Origin of the sequence: Rhizobium sp. YTUHZ045, from assembly GCF_051124255.1 — a bacterium.
Classification (GTDB): domain Bacteria; phylum Pseudomonadota; class Alphaproteobacteria; order Rhizobiales; family Rhizobiaceae; genus Rhizobium.
Genome location: NZ_CP101432.1, coordinates 3,434,610 through 3,454,945, shown reverse-complemented (window position 1 = coordinate 3,454,945; position 20,336 = coordinate 3,434,610). Strand labels below are relative to the sequence as shown.

The window sequence follows — 20,336 nt, the reverse complement described above, 5'->3', positions numbered from 1 at the left end:
CGTGACGGTGTTTTTCCCAAGCCGCACGGCCGTTTTCTCATCCCGAAACCGGCAATTTCGGCGCCAATGTCGTGACATGACCCATCTTGCGGCCGGGGCGCCACTCGCTCTTGCCATAGAGGTGAACCAGCGTGTCGGGACGCTGCAGCCAGTCGCGGACGGCAAGGATATCGTCACCGACCAAATTCTGCATGACGCAGTCGGAGTGCCGCTCGCCATTGCCGAGCGGCAGGCCGGCGACAGCGCGGATATGCTGCTCGAACTGGCTGACGACGCAGGCGGCTTCCGTCCAATGACCGGAATTGTGGACGCGCGGCGCCATCTCGTTGGCGACCAAGCCGCCATCGGCGAGCACGAAGAATTCGATGCCGATCACGCCGACATAGTTCAACGCGGCGAGAATCTTTTCCGCCGATTGACGAGCGGCCTCCGCAGTCGTCGCCGAGATTGCGGCCGGAACGGTCGAGGTGTGGAGGATGCCGTTGTGGTGGACATTCTCGGCGGGATCGAAGCAGACGACCGTCCCATCCGCGGCACGCGCGGCGATGATCGAGACCTCTCGCTCGAAGGCGACGAAGCTTTCGAGGATGAGCGGCACGGCCCCGAGCGCGCCATAGGCGCCGTCAGGGTTGTCGGCGGGCGAGCGGAAAACCTTCTGCCCCTTGCCGTCATAACCGAGACGGCGGGTCTTCAGCACGCCTTGGCCGCCGAAATCTTTCAGTGCGGTTTCGAGATCGGCCTGGCTGTCGACTGCATGAAAGCGAGCGGTTGATATGCCGCAGCCGTTGAGGAAGCGTTTTTCGACGAGCCGATCCTGGGCGGCCTCGAGCGCCTTGGCAGGCGGATAGACGGCGATGCTTGCCGAGAGCGCGTCGGCGGCTGTGACGGGCACATTCTCGAATTCGTAGGTGACGACGTCGCAGGCGTCTGCCAGTTCGGCCAGCGCCGCGGGATCGTCATAGGCGGCGACGATCTGCCGGTTCGCCAGTTGGGCGGCCGGGCAGTCGAGCTGCGGCTCGAGGATGACAGTGCGGAAATTCAATCTGGCGGCGGCGATGGCCAGCATGCGGCCGAGCTGGCCGCCGCCGACAATGCCGATCGTTCCTATGGTCATTGGTCGTCCATTGGATATTCGGCGACGGCAGCACTCTGCCGCTCGCGCCATTCGTCGAGCCTGTCGGCAATCTCTTCGTCGGAAAGGGCCAGCACGGCAGCGGCGAGAAGAGCGGCGTTGACCGCACCCGCCTTGCCGATGGCTAGGGTCCCAACCGGAATGCCGGCCGGCATCTGCACGATGGAAAGAAGGCTGTCCTGGCCGGACATGGTCTTCGACTGAACCGGGACGCCGAAGACCGGCAGCGGCGTCATCGATGCGGTCATGCCCGGCAGATGCGCCGCACCGCCGGCGCCCGCGATGATGACCTTGAAACCTTCCGCACGTGCGCCCTTGGCGAAATTCATCATTCGCTCGGGCGTACGGTGCGCTGAGATGATGCGCGCATCATAAGCGATTTCCAGCGCTTCCAGCGTGTCGGCCGCGTTCTTCATGGTCTCCCAATCGGATTGGCTGCCCATGATGATGGCGACGAGTGGTCTATCTGTCATCCTGCGACCGTTCCTTTCAGGCAATGATATCGGGAACGATCTGGTCTTCCAGCTTGGAGAGCTTGTCCTTGATGACGAGCTTCTTCTTCTTCATGCGCTGGATTCGCAGAGCGTCGCATCCGGTCTCGATCATGGCGTTGATCGCAGCGTCGAAATCCTCGTGCTCCTGGCGCAGACGCGCCACCATGAGCCTGATTTCCGCCTGTTCCTGATCGGCCATATGCATTCCCCGTTATCGTCCTCGGACCTTGTCCGATCTGCCGATGATTTCCGCAAGCTCCTATCACCAAATACGGGTAACGGCTAGTTAGTCTTGATCATGAATTTGCCATCTCTTCTTCATCTTTTGGCCTTCGACAAGCCGTCAAAAATATGTCACAGTCCGCCCCGTTGACACCTTGATCCCCGACGATGATGGTCGGGGAGGGTAAGAGGAAGGAAGGGTCAAATGACAGTTGAAGCTCATCTTGAATCACTCCAGAAAAAGCACGTAGCACTCGAGGAGGAGTTGCACGCGCTCAGAACAGCTCCCTCTATCTCCGATACCGAAATTGCCGAATGCAAGCGCCGCAAGCTGCGCATCAAGGACGAGATTCAGCGTCTCAAGTCATCCGTCCACTAATCCTCCCAGGAGATCGCCGGTCGATCATCTTGCGTTAGAAGAGGTAAATCCATCCATTCCGCCTAAGATCAGCAAGATCCGGTGATCTCATACCAGATTTGCGCCAGTCCGATGCTTGAGGCATTGCGGCTGGCGCTTTCACGAGGGCATATTCGAGTAGTTTCATGTGATCGCAGCGTGTCCCACGGCGGGGATGGCATCAGGCCCAGAACTGATCCAGCCATAAATTGAGCTTGTCGAAGCCTCGGTTGTTGACCGTGTAAATGCGCTTCGTGCCTTCCGAGGTCACCGAGACCAGATTGCTGTCGAGCAGCGCCTTTAGGTGTTGCGAGACCGCCGGGCGGCTGATCGGCAGCCCTTCGGCGAGCTCGTTGACCGTCCTTGGAGCGCGACGCAATTCCTCCAGCAGAAACCGCCGGTTCGGATCAGCAATCGCAGAGAAAGGGTCCGTGTTCGACATGCTGGAAAAGCTACGTCAAACCGGCCCTTCCGGCAAGGAAATTGTGCATTGCAGCGTAGCGTGGCCTTTGTCAGCCGCTAAGGCCCTCGCGTGCGATCAGAAAGGCGGCGATCAGGGCCATGGCATACATGAAAGGATAGAAGATCTCCGGCTTCATGCGCCGCACGCACCAGGCGCCGGCAAGGGTAGCGAGTGGCGCGAAAGGCAGCAGCGTCGCCGAAGTCGCAAGATTCTGCGTGTCGAGCTGGCCGAGCGCGAAATAGGGGACCAGCTTGATGGCGTTGAGGATCGCGAAGAAACGCACGCTGGTGCCGGTATATTCGCGTGGCTGAAGTTTGAGCGGCAAAGCATAGATCTGGAAGGGGGCGCCGCCTGCATGGGCGACGAAGCTGCCGTAGCCGGAGAAGGCGCCCCAGAGGCCGGCGGCCACCGGCCGCTGGCCGCGCGGCGGAACCACCTTGCCGGCACCCGGGCCGAAATTGTTCCAGAAATAACGCAGGCAGAAGAGGATCGTCACCGCGCCGATGACGACGCGAAGGACGTTGCCGGGAACGAGCGCCGAGGTCGCCCAGCCGAGGGCAATGCCGAAAATTGCGCCCGGCAGCATGATCCTCAGCGTCGCCCAATCGCCATGCCTGCGCCAGATGACGAGCGAGATCATGTCCATGAAGACCAGGATCGGCAGCAGGATCGCCGCGGCTTCGAGCGGCGAGACGACCAGGGCGAGAAAGGGCAGGCCGATCAGCGACAAAGCGTCGCCCATGCCGCCTTTTGCTAGGCCGACAAGCAGAACCGCGGGCACGGCGGCGTAGTAGAATGACAAGTCCTGCGGCATGCTTTCGACGTCCTCCTCTTGCAAGCCTCCTCTAACGGAACTACTCACACAAAACGAGTGCGGATCCGTTATTTCGAGAAGGGAATTCGCAGGAAACGGAAAGACCTCATGACCGAAGCCGAAAACCGCTGCCGCCTGGTGCTCATCGTCCCCGATATCGCCGACGCCGATGAACAGGCAAAGATCGTCGCCGATGCGCTGAAGGGCGGCGATGTCGCCTCCGTCATCGTGCCGCAATACGGGCTCGACGACGGCGCCTTCCAGAAACATGCCGAAAAGCTGGTGCCGGTGATCCAGGATGCGGGGGCCGCCGCGCTGATTGCAGGCGATAGCCGCGTGGCGGGACGGGCGAAGGCGGATGGCCTGCATATTACCGGCAATGCCCAGGCACTGTCGGAGGCGATCGACAAACACGCTCCGAAGCTGATCGTCGGCGGCGGCAATGCCAGCGACCGGCACAATGCGCTGGAGATCGGCGAAGTCAGGCCGGATTATATCTTCTTCGGCAAGCTCGATGGGGATATCAAGCCGGAGGCGCATCCCAAGAACCTTGCGCTGGGCGAATGGTGGGCCTCAATGATCGAAATCCCCTGCATCGTCATGGGCGGCACCGATCCGGCGTCGGCTCTTGCCGTCGCTGAGACCGGAGCAGAGTTCGTGGCGCTGCGGCTGGCGGTATTCGGGGAGCCCGGCCGAGCGCCGTCCATCGTTGCCGAGATCAATGCTCTGCTCGACGAAAAAGCGCCACGGTTTGAGGATTGAAATCCCGCTCATGCCGATCCTGCCCGCCCGCCCTTTGAAATATCTGCTTGCCAGCATGGTCGCCCTCACTGCGGGCGGGTCTGATATCGCCGTGGCGCAGGCACCGGACAGCGTCATCAGCCAGCCAGGCACCGCGCCGGCGTCAAGCTTTCGCACCGACCGGCTCCCCAACGGGGATGTGAAGCCCTCGGATGGCGTCGGCGTTTTCGACCGCATGGGCGCGAAGCTGCCCGACCTTCCGCCGGAGAAGGACTACAAAGGGCCGATTGACGAGGCGTACGGCGCCTTTCAGCGCGGTTACTATCTGACCGCGATGGACAAGGCGCTGCCGCGCGCCCAGCTCGGCGATCCGGCGGCGCAGACGCTGATTGGCGAAATCCTCTCGCAGGGTCTCGGCGTCAAGAAGGACGTGAAGAATGCCGCCTTCTGGTATGGCAAGGCGGCCGAAGGCGGCGATCCTGCGGCAATGTTCAAATATGCCCTGATGCTGATGGAAGGCCAGGGTGTGCCGCGCGACAAGGCCAAAGCCGACGACTATATGCGCAAGGCCGCCGAAGCCGGCAATCCTTCAGCCGAATTCAACTGGGCGCAGATCCTCGTCGCCGACAATCCCGGCGAAAAGGGGCTGAAGCTCGCGCTGCCGTTCTACGAGAAATCAGCCGAGCAGGGCATTGCCGATTCGCAATATGCCGTGGCGCAGATCTATGGAACGCTGAAGGACCTGCCGCAGGAAAAGAAGCAGCTCGCCCGCGAGTGGATGGCGCGCGCAGCGCGTGCCGGCTTCGACACGGCCCAGCTCGATCTCGGCATCTGGCTCGTCAACGGCGTTGGTGGCCCGAAGGATTACGTCAAGGGTTTCGAATGGCTGAAACTTGCCGCCAATGGCGGCAATGTCGTCGCGCAGAACAAACTCGCCCATCTCTACATCAACGCCATCGGCACGGCGCCGAATCCGATCGAGGCGGCGAAGTGGTATGTGCTGTCGCGCCGTGCCGGGCTTGCCGATCCCTCGCTCGAGGATTTTTATCTCGGGATCGAGGACGATCAGCAGAAGGCGGCGATCGATGCCGCCAACAAGTTCCGGCGGCGATAGCGGCCGCGCGCTTCATTCTCTAAGGCATGCCGCGATCTTTCAGGTTTGCTTATCATGCTGTCGGTTTTTCCTTATGTCTTTATCGCAAGACCGCCGCACAGTTTTGCGAGACATGCTTTAGAAAAGCGCGTCGGCGAAAAGATCCTCGTCATTTTCGACTTTGGCGGTCTCGGCCGGCGCTGGAATGCTCTCCTCGCTTGCCGGGATGATGTCGCGATGAATGTTGCGCTCCTGGACCATCGTATAGAGCTTGAAGATCTTGCGGTCGAGCGGTGCGATGGCCTCCGCGAGATCGGAGATATCGGCGACATCGGTGCCGGCGACGCCTTCGAGCACATCGGCACAGCGGGCAAGGACATCGCCGAGTTCGTGCTGGAAGTCGAGCTTGCCGATCAACAGACCGATCTTGGTGGCGACCTCGCGGCCGTTCTCGGCGAGCACCTTCAACTCGTTTTCCATGACGTTGGCCGCGGAACGGATGTTGCCGACGGCCGAGGTCAGGCTCTCGCCCAGCCCGCCGGCCGCGGCGTCCGTGGCCGGAGCCACGCGCCCGGCGGCGGCTTCGAGCGCCGGCAGGCCGTTGACGATGGCGTCGGCGGATTCGTCGAGCTTGCCGGCGAAGATGCGCAACTCGGCTGTGACGACATTGATCGATTTGCCTTCCTCTCCAAGCCGGCTGCAGCGCAGATTGGTGTTCAAAGCCATGTAATGGATGTCGGTCCTGACGACGCGGATGTTGGTGATGGCTTCGGAAAGCTTGGCGGCCGTGCCGATTGTCGAATGGCTTACCTGGTCGGCCTGCCGGCTTGCCGTGTCGACCTGCTTGACGATCTCGTGGGCGGCGGAAACGCTGGATTCCAGCGCGCGCATGAAGTTGCCGCCGGCTTCACCGCTTTCCGCGCCCATTTGATCGCGCAGTTTGAGGATTTCCCGCATGTCGTGGTCGAAACTCGCAATCGTCTTGACGACATTCTCCGAATCCCGCTGGAAATTGACGCACATGTCGCTCATCTGCGCCGCGGTCAGATGGTGAACGACATTCTGGAGACGCTGGCGCGCACCGGTCTCGAGCCTCGTGCCATCTTCGCCGGTGAGGAAATCTTCAAGCAGCGAAAAGGTTGCTTGTACATGCTCGATGCGCTGACGGGTGATATCGCCGATCTGCAGGGCCGATAGAGTGGAACTGACCTTGCTCTGGACGCCGCGTGCGATCGCGCCGACCTCACGGGCGATAACCCCGAGATTCTTGCGATGTTCGGCGATTTTGGCGGCATCGTCGCGCAGGGCTTCGGCGACGGCGGGAACGGTATCGGCGTAGCCTTTGGAAACGCTGACGCCGAAGGACGCGGCGAGTTTGACCTCTTTCTCGAGGCTGTCGAGATGGGCAGCGAAGCGATTGACCTCGTCGGTACCCGAATAGATACGTTCCAAAATCTCCTGCGCAAAGCCGGCGAATTCGGCAAGGCCGGCGCCGGTGATCTTTACGGTCACGGCAAAGGTTCTGAGATAACGCATCGTCTCCTGCATGTCGGCGACATGCTTGCGCAGTTCCCTGCCGGTTTGCGCCAGTGAGACGAGTGCCTGCTGGCGGTTTTCTTCGGTCACCGGCAACGCAAGCAGGCTCTCCACAGTGGCGCGGAGATCGGCGCTGGTATCGCTCGCCTCGTTGTCATCGAGTGCCTTGGCGACACTTTCGAGCGAATTCAGCAAGCGGTTGAGGACATCCATCACCGACAGCAGCACCGAGCCGCCCTCGAGAAAACGCTCCTCGACTTGGCAGCGGGCGGATTCCAAGGTCTGACTGATCTCCCGCCCCGATGTGTAGGCTGCAGCGTTGGATGTTACCAGAGCGTGTGCCACATTTATACCTTTTCTTAAAACGCAGGCCATTTGACTCTATTTCTACGGGCAGGATGGAAATGTCCGGTAAACGCGCCAGACTCGCCTGCGTTGTGATTAATGAAAGGTTTGAGACGAGGCGCCCGGTGCAGCGCGTGGCCGAAAGGGGCCATTTAAGATTCTGTTTTTACTTTATTTATCTCTAAATTTTCCGAGAAATATACAACTTATTCCAGATAAGAATTGGGAGTCGCGGACTGCGCCCCACGTCGGTTTTCTACAACCGCTGTTTACGCTGCATTAACGCTGTCGTGAGAGTCCTCTTAGGGTCGCAAGTATTTCTCGGGCCCAGGAGGCTGCATTGGATGCTAAGAGCCAATATTATGAATCTATAAATTTACCGGGTGTGCTAAGCATTCGTCATGTGGCTGAACTACATTCCAAGCTTATGGACGAATTTAATAGTAAATATGACATTGTCGTCAGCATAATCGCTGACGCCGAAGCTGACATTAGTTTCATTCAGCTTATCGAGGCAGCGCGTCGTCAAGCAAAATCTGACGGAAAGACGTTCAGGCTTTCTTCTCCGGTCAGCGGCTCACTGCTGAAGGTACTTGAGCGCGCCGGTTTCATCGAATCTTTCGATCAAGAAGACTTAAAGTTCTGGTTGCATAAAGAGGTGACATTATGAGTGCCAACATCCTGACCGTAGACGATTCCGCCAGCATCCGCCTGACTACAAAAGTCACGCTGACCAATGCCGGCTACAGCGTCACCGAAGCGGTCAACGGGGCGGAAGGCCTCATGGCGGCCAAGAGCAGCAGCTTCGATCTGATCGTGACCGATCTCAACATGCCGGTCATGGATGGCCTGACGATGATCGAGGAACTGCGCAAGCTGCCAGCGCAGGCCGGTGTTCCGATCATCTTTCTGACGACGGAGTCTGATGCCGATCTCAAGGCGCGTGCCAAGGCCGCCGGCGCGACCGGCTGGCTGACCAAGCCGTTCGACCCGGAAAGTCTCGTGAAGATCGTGAAGAAGGTCCTCGGACGATGAGTACGCTCGACCCCGTCGCAGTATTCCGCATAGAGGCTGCCGAATGCCTCGAAGCGATCGAGACCGGTCTTCTCGACCTCACTCACCAGCTCGACAATAAGGATCTCGTCGACGCCGTATTCCGCGGGCTTCACACGCTCAAGGGATCCGGCGCAATGTTCGGTTTCGAGGCGCTCGCCGCCTTCACCCATCATTGCGAAACCGCTTTCGACCGCGTCCGCAAGGGTGAGGTCGCAGCGACCAGTGAGCTCGTCGCTGCCGTCCTTGCCGCCCAGGACCATATGCGCGCCCTTGTCGACCAGCCGGATGCCAATCATGGCGATACCGGCAGCAGGCTTCTGGCGCAGCTGCAGGCGGCCGTCGGCGGCAAGACGGCAGCGCCCGCGGCAGCTCCCGTTCCCGCACCCGCCGCCGTCAATGCGGCGCCTGCAAAGAAGAAGAACAGCTGGCGCATCCGTTTCAGCCTGCCGGCCAATTCGATGGCCAACGGCACCAATCCGCTCGGCCTGCTGGACGAGTTGCGCGATCTCGGCGAATGCAGCGTGCGCGCCAACACCGCGGCCATTCCGCCTCTCGGCGATCTCACGCCGACGGAACTGTACGTTTCCTGGGATGTGACACTGACCAGCGAGCAGGATCGTTCGGCAATCGACGACGTCTTCATCTTCGTGCTCGACGATATGGAACTCAGCGTCGAGGAGATCGACGCCGCGGCAGCGGCATTGACCGGCCCGGCCGAAACAATGCCGGTGCCTGCCCCTGTCGCCGCTGCGTCGCCGGCGCCTGTTCCGGCACCCGCCGTGCCGGAATTCCGTCCTGTCGAGGCGGTTCCGGCCAGGCGCGAGGCGCCTGCGGCCAGCCAGGCGAAGGCGGCCGAGAATGTCCGCGTTCCGGCCGAACGTCTCGACGAACTGATGGATCGTGTCGGCGAGCTCGTCATCGCGCAATCGCGCCTCAGCCAGCTCGCCAGCGCCAGCGCCGATATCGCGCTGCGCTCCGTCTCGGAAGAAATCGAACGCCTCTCCGGTGAATTGCGCGACACGATGATGGTGCTGCGCATGGTGCCGGTCGCAACACTCTTCTCCCGCTTCCGCCGCCTTGTCCACGATCTCGCCCGCGAGACCGGCAAGGTGATCGAGCTGGTGACAGAAGGCGAGACCACCGAAGTCGACAAGACGGTCATCGAGCGCCTGGCCGATCCGCTGGTGCATCTGGTGCGCAACTCGATCGATCACGGCCTCGAAACACCCGCCGACCGCTTGGCCGCCGGCAAAACCGAAGCCGGTACGGTGACGCTTTCGGCCCGCCAGGCCGGCGGCGAGGTGATCATCTCCATCAAGGACGACGGGCGGGGCATCAATCGTGAACGGGTTCGCGCCAAGGCGGAATCCTCCGGTCTCATTCATCCCGGCCAGCCGCTTTCGGACTCCGAGCTCCTGCAGCTGATCTTTGCCCCCGGCTTTTCGACGGCGGCGGCGATCACCAATCTGTCCGGGCGCGGCGTCGGCATGGACGTGGTCAAGAAGACGGTCGAAGCGCTTCGCGGCGCGATCGATATCGTCAGCGTGCCCGGTCAGGGTTCGGAAGTGTCGCTGCGCATTCCGCTGACGCTTGCCATCATCGACGGCCTGCTGGTGCGGGTCGGTTCCGGCCGCTACGTCATCCCGCTCTCGGCGGTCGAGGAATGCCTCGAACTGTCGCTCGAGGAAGATCTCCGCTCGCGCGGCCGCAGCTTCATCTCGCTGCGCGACAGCCTGGTGCCATTTTTGCGCCTGCGCGACCTCTTCCGCACCGGCACCAAGCCGGACGTGCATCAGAAGGTCGTCGTCATCTCCACAGGCACGGAGCGGGTCGGCCTCGTCGTCGACCAGATCATCGGCGACCACCAGACGGTCATCAAGTCGATGTCGAAACTGCACAATGACGTGGCGACCTTTTCGGGCGCCACCATTCTCGGCGACGGCAGCGTCGCCCTCATTCTCGATGTCGGGCACCTGGTTGCCGCGGGTCAGCAACAGGAGGCGCAATTGCGGGTAGCAGGATGAGTGCAGCAGCAACAGCCGAACGGTTCGACAATCACTGGAATTATGCCGAGGAAGTCGAGGTGCTGACCTTCGATCTCAACGGCGAGACCTTCGCGCTCGAAGCAGTCATCGTCCAGGAAATCCTGGACTTGTTGCCGGAAACCGCGGTGCCGGGCAGCCAGCCCTTCGTCGCCAGCGTCATCAACTTCCGCGGCAAGGTCATTCCGCTGGCCGACCTGCGTCTCGCCTTCGGGATGGAGGCGGCAGAGGCAACGATCGACAGCCGTTTCATCGTCATCGAGATCGATCTGCAGGGCGAGGCGACGCTCGTCGGGCTCAGAACCGACAAAGTGAACGAGGTGACGACGCTTGCAAAATCCGCGAGCGAGGCACCGCCGAGCGTCGGGATGCGCTGGCGCGCCGATTACATCAACTGCCTGGTGAAGAGGGGCGGGGAGTTCATCATTCTCCCAAATCTGCAGGCGATTTTTTCATCAAGACATAATGCGGCGGGGGCCGCCAGTTGACGCTGGATGAATTCAACGGGGGTTTTGACGATGCGACTGACAATAAAGACGAAACTGGTGAGCGCGTTCACCTTTATCATTCTGATGCTCTTGGGCACCGCCGGCTATGGCGTCTTCAGCCTTGGATCGCTGAACGATACGATCGATAAGCTTCTCTCCGGCCCGGCAGCCCGCCTCGATCTGGCACAGCAGATCAACATCGCCCAGCTCGAGGCCATCCGCCAGCAGAAGAACCTGCTCACCGCCCGCACAGCGGAAGAGACGGCCGGTTCAATCGCGAAGGGCAATCAGGCCCGCAAAGACTTCGCCGACGCCTTCACCCAGGTGCAGGCACTGGCGACGGAAGAAGGCAAGGCGCGCTGGGCCCGCATCGCCGAACTCGCCAAGGCCTTCAATACGGCCGATGATCAGATCCGCGAATATGTGAAAGCCGGCAATGCGGAAGGCGCAAATAGCATCTCCGTCACCACGGCGCGGGCCGCTGCCAATGACATCGACTCGACGCTCAGCGAGATCCTCGCGCTTGAAAAGCAGCGCATGAAGGCTGCCGACGACGGCGCCGAGCAGCAGTACATGACGACACGCACGATGATGGTCGCGGTCGCTGTCGTTGCCCTGCTGATTGCTGCCCTCACTGCCTTCTGGATCGCCAGCACGATCAGCAGGGGCCTCAAGCGCGCCAACACCGTGGTTCGCGAAGTATCGGAAGGCGATCTTACGAAGATGGCCGATATCACCAGCCATGATGAAATTGGCGAGCTCCTCGGCAACGTTAATACGATGATCGAACGCCTGCGCGGCGTTGTCGCCGACGCGCTGTCGGCCGCCGATAACGTCTCCTCCGGCAGCCAGGAGCTTTCGGCAAGCTCGGAACAGGTGTCGCAGGGCGCCAGCGAACAGGCGGCCTCGGCCGAAGAGGCTTCGGCCTCGATGGAACAGATGGCCGCCAACATCAAGCAGAACGCAGACAATGCCGCCCAGACAGAGAAGATTGCCCGGCAGTCGGCCAAGGACGCGGAAGCGAGCGGCGAAGCGGTAACGCGTGCTGTCGACGCCATGCGCACGATTGCCGAGAAGATCAGCATCGTCCAGGAAATCGCTCGACAGACCGATTTGCTGGCTTTGAACGCTGCTGTCGAAGCCGCTCGCGCCGGGGAACACGGCAAGGGTTTCGCGGTGGTGGCCTCGGAAGTGCGCAAGCTTGCCGAACGCAGCCAGTCGGCCGCCGCCGAAATCAGCTCCATGTCGAGCGACACGGTCAAGGCTGCCGCCGATGCCGGCGAAATGCTGGGCCGGCTGGTGCCTGATATCCGCAAGACAGCAGAACTGGTCTCCGAAATCAGCGCCGCCTGCCGCGAACAGGATATCGGCGCCTCGCAGATCAACGAGGCGATTCAGCAGCTCGACAAGGTGACGCAACAGAATGCCGGCGCCTCCGAGCAGATGTCGGCCACCTCCGAAGAACTCGCTTCCCAAGCCGAAGAGCTGCAGGCTTCCATCGCCTTCTTCAAGGTCGATACGGCAGGCAGCACCCGGTCCGGCGTTCAGAAGGCCCAGACGAATGCTGCCGGCAGGGCACCCAAGGCCCAGCCCGGCGTCCGCAAACCGGCGCCGCAGGCGCAAGGCCAGGGCCGCGGCCAGACGGTTTCCGCCCAGCAGCAGCGCCTCAGGGGTTTTGCTCTCGATATGTCGATGGGCGGCCCGGATGCCGGCGACGACGATTTTCGGGAAAGCGCATAGGCGCTCCCGCGAAAGCACCCTGGGAATGCTTTCGCCTCGATGTGATCCCTCTGGCTGCTCCTATGGCCCGAGGCGCAAATATCCCCAACGCGTGTAGGCGTTGGCGCTGCGACCGATCGATGTCCGGCTGCCGGGAAGTGAATGCAATCGCTTTCCCCCTTTCAGACATGTCACTTTGAAGTTCGATGTTCCGTGGACGGGAACGTCGCTATCCAATCGTTTTGACGCATAGAATGGGGTATCACATGCGTTTCACCATCAAACTTAAATTGGGTCTCGCTTTCGGGATCATGACGCTGCTGCTGATCGGCATTGCGGTCTATGGAAGCTTCAGCCTCGGCACCTTAAACGAGGCAAGCGGCAAGATGATCGACGGCCCGATGCGGCGCCTGGAGCTGGCGTTGAACGCCAACATTGCCGAAGTCAATGCCATTCGTGCCCAGAAGAACGCGCTGCTTTCCACGGATCCCGATGCTGCTACCGGCTTCTACAAGGAAGCCGATCAGAACCTCCAGGTGATGTTCGACGCCGTCGACGCCGGCCTTGCCATCGCCTCGCCGGAAGGCAAGCCGTATTGGGAGAAGCTGCGGACCATCGGCGGGAAATTCCGTGAAAAATCCGCCGAGCTGCAGCACTTGGAGACTCGGGGGGACAAATCAGGTGCGTTGGCGCTTTCGCTTGGCGATCTGAGAACGATGACCGAAGAGATGGGCGAGGCGATCACCGCCCTCACCGAGATCCAGCGCAAGGGCATGCAGGCGACCGACCATTCCAACACCGAGCTTTACAACTCGACCAAGCTGATCCTTACGGCGGCATCAGGTCTCGCCGTGCTTGTCGCGCTTGGTGCCGCGCTCTGGATCACACTCGGAATCAACAACGGCCTGCGAAAGATCACCACCGTTGCAAACGCCGTCGCCGTCGGCGATCTCAACCAGACGGTCGATGTCAGGACCAATGACGAGATCAAGGATCTCATCAATACGGTCAATGCCATGACCGCCAATCTGCGCGCCACGGCAGCGCTAGCCGATCAGATCGCCATGGGCGATCTAACCACCGATGCCAAGCCGCTTTCGGACAAGGATACGCTCGGCATCGCAATGCAGAGCATGATCGCCAACCTCAGGACCACGGCGGGCATCGCCAATCAGATCGCAAACGGCGATCTCACCGTGTCTCCGAAGCCGCTCTCCGACAAGGATGCGCTGGGCATCGCCCTGGAGCAGATGGTCGAGCGCCTGCGTGGCGTCGTCGCCGACGCGATTTCGGCTGCGGAGAATGTCTCTGCCGGCAGCCAGGAGCTATCGGCAAGCTCGGAGCAGGTGTCACAGGGCGCTACCGAACAGGCCGCGTCGGCCGAAGAGGCTTCAGCCTCGATGGAGGAGATGGCATCCAACATCAAGCAGAATGCCGACAACGCCGCCCAAACCGAGAAAATCGCGCGGCAGTCGGCCAAGGACGCGGAAGCGAGTGGCGAAGCGGTCTCTCGTGCGGTCGATGCCATGCGCACGATCGCCCAGAAGATCGGCATCGTCCAGGAAATCGCCCGTCAGACCGATCTCCTGGCTCTCAATGCGGCCGTCGAGGCGGCACGCGCCGGCGAGCATGGCAAGGGGTTTGCGGTCGTCGCCTCGGAAGTGCGCAAGCTTGCAGAACGCAGCCAGTCGGCTGCCGCCGAAATCAGCGCGATGTCGAGCGACACGGTGACGGCCGCCCAGGACGCGGGCGAAATGCTCGGACGGCTGGTGCCGGATATCCGCAAGACGGCGGAACTGGTTGCCGAAATCAGTGCGGCCTGCCGCGAACAGGATATCGGGGCTGCGCAGATCAACGAAGCGATTCAGCAGCTCGACAAGGTGACGCAGCAGAACGCTGGCGCCTCCGAGCAGATGTCGGCGACGTCCGAGGAGCTCGCGAGCCAGGCCGAAGAACTGCAAACATCGATCGCCTTCTTCAAGGTCGATATGGCCGGTGCACGCCGCGAGCGCGCACCCGATGCAAGAGTCCCCGCCCGCAGCCGGGCTCAGCCCGCACCGCGCAAGCCGGCCGGCAAGGCGCCGGTCAATACGGTCGCCGGCCAGCAGGCCCGCGTGAAGGGATTTGCCCTCGACATGTCGATGGGCGGCCCGGACGCCGGTGATGACGAATTCAAGGAGAGCGCCTAGGCGCCTCCCCGGGGGAAGCGCATGAGCGCTATCTCCCTTCGCCACTATCGTGGGCCGGCCAGTATGGCCCGCGACGCAAGCTTTCGACGCTCGAGGGAGCGACACGGAAGTCCATTCATTCCGGCGTGGGGTTTCGTCGGAGGGAATTTGATAGCTGCATGATGCCGCGCCATCTGGACCATATTTATTGCTTCGCTCTCTGAGAGGAATATTGAGATGCGTATTACGATCAAACTCAAGCTTGCGGCCGCATTCGGCTTTGTCATCTTGTTGCTGGTAGGCAGCGCAGTTTATGGAATCATCAGCCTCAGCTCGCTGAACGACGCTGTCGGCGATCTTGTTTCCGGCCCTGCAAAAAGGCTGGAACTGGCTCTGGAGGCGAAGACTGCCGAGCTTGATGCCGTGCGCTGGCAGAAGAATGCGCTTCTCGAAATGGATCCCGAAGTCGCCAGGAAGGACTACCAGAATTCCGCGAAGAGCGTCGATGAAATGTTTGGCTTCGTGACAAGCGGTCAGCAGCTCGCGACTGCTGAAGGCAAGCCCAGCTGGGACAGGCTGGTCGAACTTACCAAACGCTTCGACGAGGGCTCCAACAAAGTCGCCGCCATTCAGGAAGGCGGGGATAGGGCGGGAGCGATAGCGCTCTCCTCGGGGGAAGTCCGCGCTCTTGTTACCGAAATGGAAGAGGTTTTCGGAAAGCTGGTCTTGCTGCAGCAGAAATCGATGGCGCAAGCCGACAGCGATACCGATGTACTTTATAGTTCAACGAAGACCATGTTGATCGGTATCGCGATTGGTGCTTCCGTCATCGCTTTCGCCGCTGCGCTTTGGATCGCACTCGGCGTCAACAGCGGCCTGCGCAAGATCATGAACGTCGCCAGCGCTGTCGCCGTCGGTGACCTGAACCAAAAGGTCGAGATAAGGACCAACGACGAGATCAAGGATCTGGTCAACATGATCAACATCATGACGGATAATCTCCGGGTCACCGCCGACATCGCCGCGCAGATTGCCGACGGCAACCTGACGGTGGCCCCGAAGCCGCTTTCGGAGAAGGATACGCTCGGGATTGCGCTTGAACAGATGGTCGAGCGCCTGCGCAGCGTCGTTGCCGATGCGGTCGCGGCCGCCGAAAATGTTTCGGCCGGCAGCCAGGAACTGTCCTCGAGCTCCGAGCAGGTATCGCAGGGCGCCAGCGAACAAGCGGCGTCGGCTGAAGAGGCCTCGGCGTCGATGGAGCAGATGGCGGCCAACATCAAGCAGAACGCCGACAATGCCGCGCAGACGGAAAAGATCGCGCGTCAGTCGGCCAAGGATGCCGAGATGAGCGGCGAGGCGGTGTCGCGCGCCGTGCAGGCGATGCGCACCATCGCCGAGAAGATCAGCATCGTCCAGGAAATCGCTCGACAGACCGATCTGCTGGCCCTCAACGCGGCTGTGGAAGCGGCACGCGCCGGCGAGCACGGCAAGGGGTTCGCCGTCGTTGCCTCCGAGGTGCGTAAGCTTGCCGAACGCAGCCAGTCGGCCGCCTCCGAAATCAGCTCGATGTCGAGCGATACGGTCAAGGCCGCGCAGGATGCGGGCGACATGCTCGGCCGACTGGTGCCAGATATCCGGAAGACGGCCGAGCTGGTTTCGGAGATCAGCGCGGCCTGCCGCGAACAGGATATCGGCGCTGGCCAGATCAACGAAGCAATCCAGCAGCTCGACAGGGTAACGCAGCAGAATGCCGGCGCCTCCGAAGAGATGTCCGCCACCTCGGAAGAGCTCGCGAGCCAGGCCGAAGAACTGCAGGCCTCGATCGCCTTCTTCAAGGTCGATGCCGCGAGCAGCCGTCAATCCCGCACGCCGGCTGCCAGGATGACGGTCCGCAGTCCTGCGTCCGTGGCCGGCCGAAAGCTCGGCGCCAGGACGCCGGCCGCCAACAGCGTCGCCGGCCAGCAGGCGCGGGCAAAAGGCTTTGCTCTCGATCTCTCCATGGGCGGCCCCGATGACGGGGACACCGAATTCAAGGAAAGCGCATGATCATGGCGACGACATCTCTGGAAGCGCAATTCGTGACCTTCAGCCTCGGCGAGGAGATTTTCGCCGTGCCCGTCGAGGTCGTACGGGAAATCCTCGACTATGCGGAAGCTTTCAAGATTCCGAACGGTCCCGACTATCTGCTCGGCCTGCGCGACGTGCGCGGGCAGGGCGTGCCGACGATTGATCTCCGATTGAAGCTCGGCATGACGAAGACGGTGCCGACGCCGCACACGCGGGTGCTCGTGCTCGACGTGCCGATGGAAAGCCGGCTGCTCACCCTCGGCCTTGTCGCCGATCGCGTCTTCGAGGTCACGCCGTTCCGGCGTGACCAGATCGAGGCGGCGCCCGACATCGGCGTGCGCTGGCGTTCGGACTACATTGCAGGTGTCGTTCGCCGCGAAAACGGCTTCGTCGTCATCATCGATCTCGCGCGGCTTTTGTCGCGGGAGGATGCCTCGGCTCTGCAATCGGCCGCCTGACCGCGCATTAACGGAGTACTGCGTCCATGAGTATGGCAGCAATGGTGGAAACCCAATTGCCGGGCGACCGGATCAGCAAGCGCAATTTCGACAAGCTGGCCCGGTTCATCTACGACTATAGCGGCATCAAGATGCCGCCGACCAAGCTGACGATGCTCGAAGGGCGGCTGCGGCGGCGCCTTCGCGCGACCAATCATTCGACCTTCGACGATTATTGCGACTTCCTGTTCAATCACGACGGGCTTGCCCAGGAAACCGTCTACCTGATCGACGTGGTGACGACCAACAAAACGGACTTCTTCCGCGAAGCCAAGCATTTCGATTACCTGCAGAGCGTGGCGTTGCCGGCGATCGCCGGCAGCGGTGTTCGCACCATTCGCACCTGGAGTTCGGCCTGCTCGACTGGAGCCGAGCCCTATACGATGGCGATGGTGCTGGCGGAATTCACCGAAGGCCGCAGCGATGTCTCCTACAGCGTGCTGGCCACCGATCTTTCCACCGACGTGCTGCAGACGGCGCGCCGGGGCGTCTATCCGGACGATCTGATTGCGCCGGTGCCGCGCGACCTGCAGCGCAAATATGTTCTGGTCGCCAAGCAGCCGGGCCGCAAGGAGGTGCGCATAAGCCCCAAGCTGCGCAGCAGAGTGGGGTTTGCCCGGATGAACCTGATGGACGACAAATATCCCGTTGGCGACTTAATGAACGTCATCTTCTGCCGCAACGTGCTGATCTACTTCGACAAGCAGACCCAGGCGGGCGTGCTCAGCCGCCTCTGCGATTGCCTGGCGAAGGGCGGCTATCTGTTCATCGGTCATTCCGAATCGATCACCGGCTTCGACCTGCCGCTGAAGCAGGTCTCGAATACGGTGTTTCAGCGTGTCTAGAGGCATTCATGCGCAAGAAAATCCGGGTTCTCATCATCGACGATTCCGCCAGCGTCCGGCAGACGCTGGCTCATGTGCTGGAGCAGGATCCTGATATCGAGATCATGGCGGTGGCGTCCGATCCTTTCGTGGCGGCGCGCAGGCTGCTGGACGAGGTCCCCGACGTCATCACGCTCGACGTGGAGATGCCGCGCATGGACGGCATCACCTTCCTGCGCAAGCTGATGGCGCAGCGGCCGATCCCGGTCGTGATGTGTTCGTCGCTGACGGAGGCGGGCTCGGAAACGCTGATCCAGGCGCTGGAGGCGGGCGCCGTCGACGTCATTCTGAAATCGAAGATCGGCGCCGCCGACAGCCTTGCCGACGACGCCATGCGCATTCGCGAAGTCGTTAAAAGCGCCTCGCAGGCGCGGCTTTCGACCGTGCGCCGCGCCGCGGGAACCATCCGCTCCGCTTCCGCCGAGGGGCCGGCCAAGAAACTGACGGCTGATGCCATGCTGCCGCCGCCGACGGGGCGGGCGATGGCGAAGACGACGGAAATGGTCGTCTGCGTCGGCGCCTCCACCGGCGGCACCGAAGCACTGCGCGAATTCCTGGAGGAACTGCCGGCCAATGCGCCCGGCATGGTGATCGTCCAGCATATGCCGGAGAAATTCACAGCCGCCTTCGCCAAGCGCCTGAACGGGCTCTGCGAGGTCGAGGTCAAGGAGGCCGCCGACGGCGATCCGGTGCTGCGCGGCCATGTGCTGATCGCGCCCGGTGACAAGCACACGCTGCTCGAACGCCAGGGTGCGCGCTATCATGTGAGCGTGAAGACCGGGCCGCTGGTCTCCCGCCACCGGCCTTCCGTCGACGTGCTCTTCCGTTCGGCGGCGCGCTCGGCCGGCTCGAACGCGATGGGGATCATCATGACGGGTATGGGCGACGACGGTGCGCGCGGCATGCTGGAGATGCATGAAGCCGGCGCCTACACGGTGGCGCAGGACGAGGCGAGTTCGGTTGTCTTCGGCATGCCGAAGGAAGCGATTGCAAAAGGCGGCGTCGACCGCATTCTGCCGCTCGATCAGATCGCCCGCGAAGTCCTGATAACGCAGCAGAAGTTCTGAGTCCGGTCCAGCTCCAATGGCAAATAAGGCCGACGCTTTTCAGGCTTGTGAGCAGCCCTCCGTGCCTCCCCTTGAAATTTCCGCGATTTTGTGGTCTTGAGGCCGCCAATCTTTGCTAGCGCTGCCTGTCATGCATGTTCAGGGACATTTCCCGCCCCTGGCAGCGCGCGTCCCGTATCAGTCCCAAGGAAATGCGCCGATGGCCCGTTCAGCTCTTCTCAATGTCATGGTTCAGGCTGCTCTCAAGGCAGGAAAATCGCTGGGGCGTGATTTCGGCGAAGTGCAGAACCTGCAGGTTTCGGTGAAGGGACCGGGCGATTTCGTTTCCGCCGCCGACCGCAAGGCCGAGAAGATCGTCAGGGAAGAGCTGATGAAGGCGCGTCCGACCTATGGCTTCCTCGGCGAGGAAAGCGAAGAGATCAAGGGCACCGATGGCGCGCATCGCTGGATCGTCGACCCGCTCGACGGCACGACGAACTTCCTGCATGGCATCCCGGCCTTCGCTGTCTCGATTGCGCTCGAGCGCAATGGCGAGATCGTTGCCGCCGTCGTCTTCAATCCGGCGACCGACGAACTTTATACTGCCGAGCGCGGCGGCGGCGCTTTCCTCAACGACCGGCGCCTGCGTGTCGCTGCGCGCCGCGTGCTGTCGGATTGCGTCATCGGTTGCGGCGTGCCCGCGCTCGGCAAGCGCAATCACGGCAAGTTCCTGGTCGAACTGCGCCACGTGATGGGCGAAGTGGCCGGCATCCGCCGCCTGGGCGCACCGACCCTCGATCTCGCCCATGTCGCCGCCGGACGTTTCGACGGCTTCTGGGAGGCGGAGCTTGCGCCCTGGGACATGGCAGCGGGTATCCTGCTCATCCGCGAAGCCGGCGGCTTCGCCACCGACTGGGATGGCGGAACGGCCATTCTGGAGGGCGGCGCGATCGTCGCCGGCAACGAACACATCCATAAGGCGCTGATCGAGGTCATCAAGCGGCCGATTCCCGCCAAGTGAGCCCATAAAAATCCGGCTGTTGTAAAGTCACGGTTTTCGCCACGGCATACTTCAATTCGGCACAATGTTGCTCTAGTCTCCGCCAGCAATGAGTTCGGAGGCTGCTGGACC

20 protein-coding genes are annotated in these 20,336 nt (G+C 61.8%); 14 read left to right on the top strand and 6 right to left on the bottom strand.

Translation table 11 applies throughout. From position 1 onward, the window contains the following. Positions 1-37: 37 nt before the first annotated feature. Genes NMA58_RS17170 through NMA58_RS17160 form a run of 3 tightly spaced genes read right to left on the bottom strand, consistent with a single transcriptional unit; the run spans position 38 to position 1,825 of the window. Positions 38-1,114, bottom strand: a complete 1,077-nt coding sequence (locus tag NMA58_RS17170; RefSeq protein WP_434711430.1) for a 5-(carboxyamino)imidazole ribonucleotide synthase — start codon at positions 1,112-1,114, stop codon at positions 38-40. After that, positions 1,111-1,605, bottom strand: coding sequence for a 5-(carboxyamino)imidazole ribonucleotide mutase (purE, locus tag NMA58_RS17165; RefSeq protein ID WP_064811306.1), 495 nt, complete (start codon positions 1,603-1,605; stop codon positions 1,111-1,113). The genes NMA58_RS17170 and purE overlap by 4 nt, the downstream gene beginning before the upstream one ends. Positions 1,606-1,621: 16 nt before the next feature. Next, positions 1,622-1,825, bottom strand: coding sequence for a YdcH family protein (locus NMA58_RS17160; protein ID WP_010028538.1), 204 nt, complete (start codon positions 1,823-1,825; stop codon positions 1,622-1,624). Between the two features lie 228 nt (positions 1,826-2,053). Between NMA58_RS17160 and NMA58_RS17155 the strand changes: the two genes are divergently transcribed. Continuing rightward, complete coding sequence (locus NMA58_RS17155; protein ID WP_008533139.1) at positions 2,054-2,227, top strand: YdcH family protein; 174 nt, start codon at positions 2,054-2,056, stop codon at positions 2,225-2,227. A 199-nt stretch (positions 2,228-2,426) separates the two neighbouring features. Here the strand turns inward: NMA58_RS17155 and NMA58_RS17150 are convergent, their stop codons facing one another. Further along, positions 2,427-2,687 carry an ArsR/SmtB family transcription factor gene (locus tag NMA58_RS17150; RefSeq protein ID WP_003542830.1) on the bottom strand — a complete coding sequence of 87 codons (261 nt, stop codon included), beginning with the start codon at positions 2,685-2,687 and terminating at the stop codon, positions 2,427-2,429. Between the two features lie 70 nt (positions 2,688-2,757). Beyond that, positions 2,758-3,522: a sulfite exporter TauE/SafE family protein gene (locus NMA58_RS17145; RefSeq protein WP_285192594.1), complete on the bottom strand. Its 765-nt coding sequence runs from the start codon at positions 3,520-3,522 to the stop codon at positions 2,758-2,760. A gap of 108 nt (positions 3,523-3,630) precedes the next feature. Between NMA58_RS17145 and NMA58_RS17140 the strand changes: the two genes are divergently transcribed. Both NMA58_RS17140 and NMA58_RS17135 read left to right on the top strand, forming a co-directional pair. Further along, complete coding sequence (locus NMA58_RS17140; RefSeq protein WP_434711429.1) at positions 3,631-4,284, top strand: thiamine phosphate synthase; 654 nt, start codon at positions 3,631-3,633, stop codon at positions 4,282-4,284. A gap of 10 nt (positions 4,285-4,294) precedes the next feature. Further along, positions 4,295-5,377 carry a tetratricopeptide repeat protein gene (locus NMA58_RS17135; protein WP_434711428.1) on the top strand — a complete coding sequence of 361 codons (1,083 nt, stop codon included), beginning with the start codon at positions 4,295-4,297 and terminating at the stop codon, positions 5,375-5,377. Positions 5,378-5,494: 117 nt separating this feature from the next. On the opposite strand, the gene NMA58_RS17130 is transcribed toward NMA58_RS17135, so the two are convergent. After that, complete coding sequence (locus tag NMA58_RS17130) at positions 5,495-7,237, bottom strand: chemotaxis protein (protein ID WP_434711427.1); 1,743 nt, start codon at positions 7,235-7,237, stop codon at positions 5,495-5,497. Positions 7,238-7,577: 340 nt separating this feature from the next. Here NMA58_RS17130 and NMA58_RS17125 point away from each other — a divergent pair, with 340 nt between their 5' ends. The 11 genes from NMA58_RS17125 (at position 7,578) to NMA58_RS17075 (ending at position 20,225) form a co-directional block, all read left to right on the top strand. Continuing rightward, a complete protein-coding gene (locus NMA58_RS17125; RefSeq protein WP_434711426.1) occupies positions 7,578-7,907 on the top strand; it encodes an STAS domain-containing protein in 330 nt (109 codons plus the stop codon). Next, on the top strand, positions 7,904-8,272 hold the full coding sequence (locus NMA58_RS17120) for a response regulator (protein WP_434711425.1): 369 nt from the start codon (positions 7,904-7,906) through the stop codon (positions 8,270-8,272). The genes NMA58_RS17125 and NMA58_RS17120 overlap by 4 nt, the downstream gene beginning before the upstream one ends. Further along, on the top strand, positions 8,269-10,317 hold the full coding sequence (locus NMA58_RS17115) for a chemotaxis protein CheA (protein ID WP_434711424.1): 2,049 nt from the start codon (positions 8,269-8,271) through the stop codon (positions 10,315-10,317). Before NMA58_RS17120 ends, NMA58_RS17115 begins: the two co-directional genes overlap by 4 nt. After that, on the top strand, positions 10,314-10,823 hold the full coding sequence (locus NMA58_RS17110; protein ID WP_434711423.1) for a chemotaxis protein CheW: 510 nt from the start codon (positions 10,314-10,316) through the stop codon (positions 10,821-10,823). The genes NMA58_RS17115 and NMA58_RS17110 overlap by 4 nt, the downstream gene beginning before the upstream one ends. Positions 10,824-10,853: 30 nt before the next feature. Further along, positions 10,854-12,563: a methyl-accepting chemotaxis protein gene (locus NMA58_RS17105; protein WP_434711422.1), complete on the top strand. Its 1,710-nt coding sequence runs from the start codon at positions 10,854-10,856 to the stop codon at positions 12,561-12,563. Between the two features lie 245 nt (positions 12,564-12,808). Then, on the top strand, positions 12,809-14,731 hold the full coding sequence (locus NMA58_RS17100) for a HAMP domain-containing methyl-accepting chemotaxis protein (protein WP_434711421.1): 1,923 nt from the start codon (positions 12,809-12,811) through the stop codon (positions 14,729-14,731). A gap of 216 nt (positions 14,732-14,947) precedes the next feature. Then, complete coding sequence (locus NMA58_RS17095) at positions 14,948-16,756, top strand: methyl-accepting chemotaxis protein (protein WP_434711420.1); 1,809 nt, start codon at positions 14,948-14,950, stop codon at positions 16,754-16,756. Next, on the top strand, positions 16,753-17,235 hold the full coding sequence (locus NMA58_RS17090; RefSeq protein WP_171049239.1) for a chemotaxis protein CheW: 483 nt from the start codon (positions 16,753-16,755) through the stop codon (positions 17,233-17,235). The genes NMA58_RS17095 and NMA58_RS17090 overlap by 4 nt, the downstream gene beginning before the upstream one ends. A gap of 26 nt (positions 17,236-17,261) precedes the next feature. Continuing rightward, a complete protein-coding gene (locus tag NMA58_RS17085; RefSeq protein ID WP_434711419.1) occupies positions 17,262-18,119 on the top strand; it encodes a CheR family methyltransferase in 858 nt (285 codons plus the stop codon). An 8-nt stretch (positions 18,120-18,127) separates the two neighbouring features. Further along, positions 18,128-19,225, top strand: coding sequence for a protein-glutamate methylesterase/protein-glutamine glutaminase (locus tag NMA58_RS17080; RefSeq protein WP_434711418.1), 1,098 nt, complete (start codon positions 18,128-18,130; stop codon positions 19,223-19,225). A gap of 199 nt (positions 19,226-19,424) precedes the next feature. After that, positions 19,425-20,225 carry an inositol monophosphatase family protein gene (locus NMA58_RS17075; RefSeq protein ID WP_088395991.1) on the top strand — a complete coding sequence of 267 codons (801 nt, stop codon included), beginning with the start codon at positions 19,425-19,427 and terminating at the stop codon, positions 20,223-20,225. Positions 20,226-20,336: the final 111 nt, after the last annotated feature.

What these genes read in the sequence shown, in the direction of transcription:
- NMA58_RS17170 (WP_434711430.1), bottom strand. Translation starts at nt 1,114, where the DNA reads ATGACCATAGGAACGATCGGCATTGTCGGCGGCGGCCAGCTCGGCCGC.
- purE (WP_064811306.1), bottom strand. Translation starts at nt 1,605, where the DNA reads ATGACAGATAGACCACTCGTCGCCATCATCATGGGCAGCCAATCCGAT.
- NMA58_RS17160 (WP_010028538.1), bottom strand. Translation starts at nt 1,825, where the DNA reads ATGGCCGATCAGGAACAGGCGGAAATCAGGCTCATGGTGGCGCGTCTG.
- NMA58_RS17155 (WP_008533139.1), top strand. Translation starts at nt 2,054, where the DNA reads ATGACAGTTGAAGCTCATCTTGAATCACTCCAGAAAAAGCACGTAGCA.
- NMA58_RS17150 (WP_003542830.1), bottom strand. Translation starts at nt 2,687, where the DNA reads ATGTCGAACACGGACCCTTTCTCTGCGATTGCTGATCCGAACCGGCGG.
- NMA58_RS17145 (WP_285192594.1), bottom strand. Translation starts at nt 3,522, where the DNA reads ATGCCGCAGGACTTGTCATTCTACTACGCCGCCGTGCCCGCGGTTCTG.
- NMA58_RS17140 (WP_434711429.1), top strand. Translation starts at nt 3,631, where the DNA reads ATGACCGAAGCCGAAAACCGCTGCCGCCTGGTGCTCATCGTCCCCGAT.
- NMA58_RS17135 (WP_434711428.1), top strand. Translation starts at nt 4,295, where the DNA reads ATGCCGATCCTGCCCGCCCGCCCTTTGAAATATCTGCTTGCCAGCATG.
- NMA58_RS17120 (WP_434711425.1), top strand. Translation starts at nt 7,904, where the DNA reads ATGAGTGCCAACATCCTGACCGTAGACGATTCCGCCAGCATCCGCCTG.
- NMA58_RS17115 (WP_434711424.1), top strand. Translation starts at nt 8,269, where the DNA reads ATGAGTACGCTCGACCCCGTCGCAGTATTCCGCATAGAGGCTGCCGAA.
- NMA58_RS17110 (WP_434711423.1), top strand. Translation starts at nt 10,314, where the DNA reads ATGAGTGCAGCAGCAACAGCCGAACGGTTCGACAATCACTGGAATTAT.
- NMA58_RS17105 (WP_434711422.1), top strand. Translation starts at nt 10,854, where the DNA reads ATGCGACTGACAATAAAGACGAAACTGGTGAGCGCGTTCACCTTTATC.
- NMA58_RS17100 (WP_434711421.1), top strand. Translation starts at nt 12,809, where the DNA reads ATGCGTTTCACCATCAAACTTAAATTGGGTCTCGCTTTCGGGATCATG.
- NMA58_RS17095 (WP_434711420.1), top strand. Translation starts at nt 14,948, where the DNA reads ATGCGTATTACGATCAAACTCAAGCTTGCGGCCGCATTCGGCTTTGTC.
- NMA58_RS17090 (WP_171049239.1), top strand. Translation starts at nt 16,753, where the DNA reads ATGATCATGGCGACGACATCTCTGGAAGCGCAATTCGTGACCTTCAGC.
- NMA58_RS17085 (WP_434711419.1), top strand. Translation starts at nt 17,262, where the DNA reads ATGAGTATGGCAGCAATGGTGGAAACCCAATTGCCGGGCGACCGGATC.
- NMA58_RS17080 (WP_434711418.1), top strand. Translation starts at nt 18,128, where the DNA reads ATGCGCAAGAAAATCCGGGTTCTCATCATCGACGATTCCGCCAGCGTC.
- NMA58_RS17075 (WP_088395991.1), top strand. Translation starts at nt 19,425, where the DNA reads ATGGCCCGTTCAGCTCTTCTCAATGTCATGGTTCAGGCTGCTCTCAAG.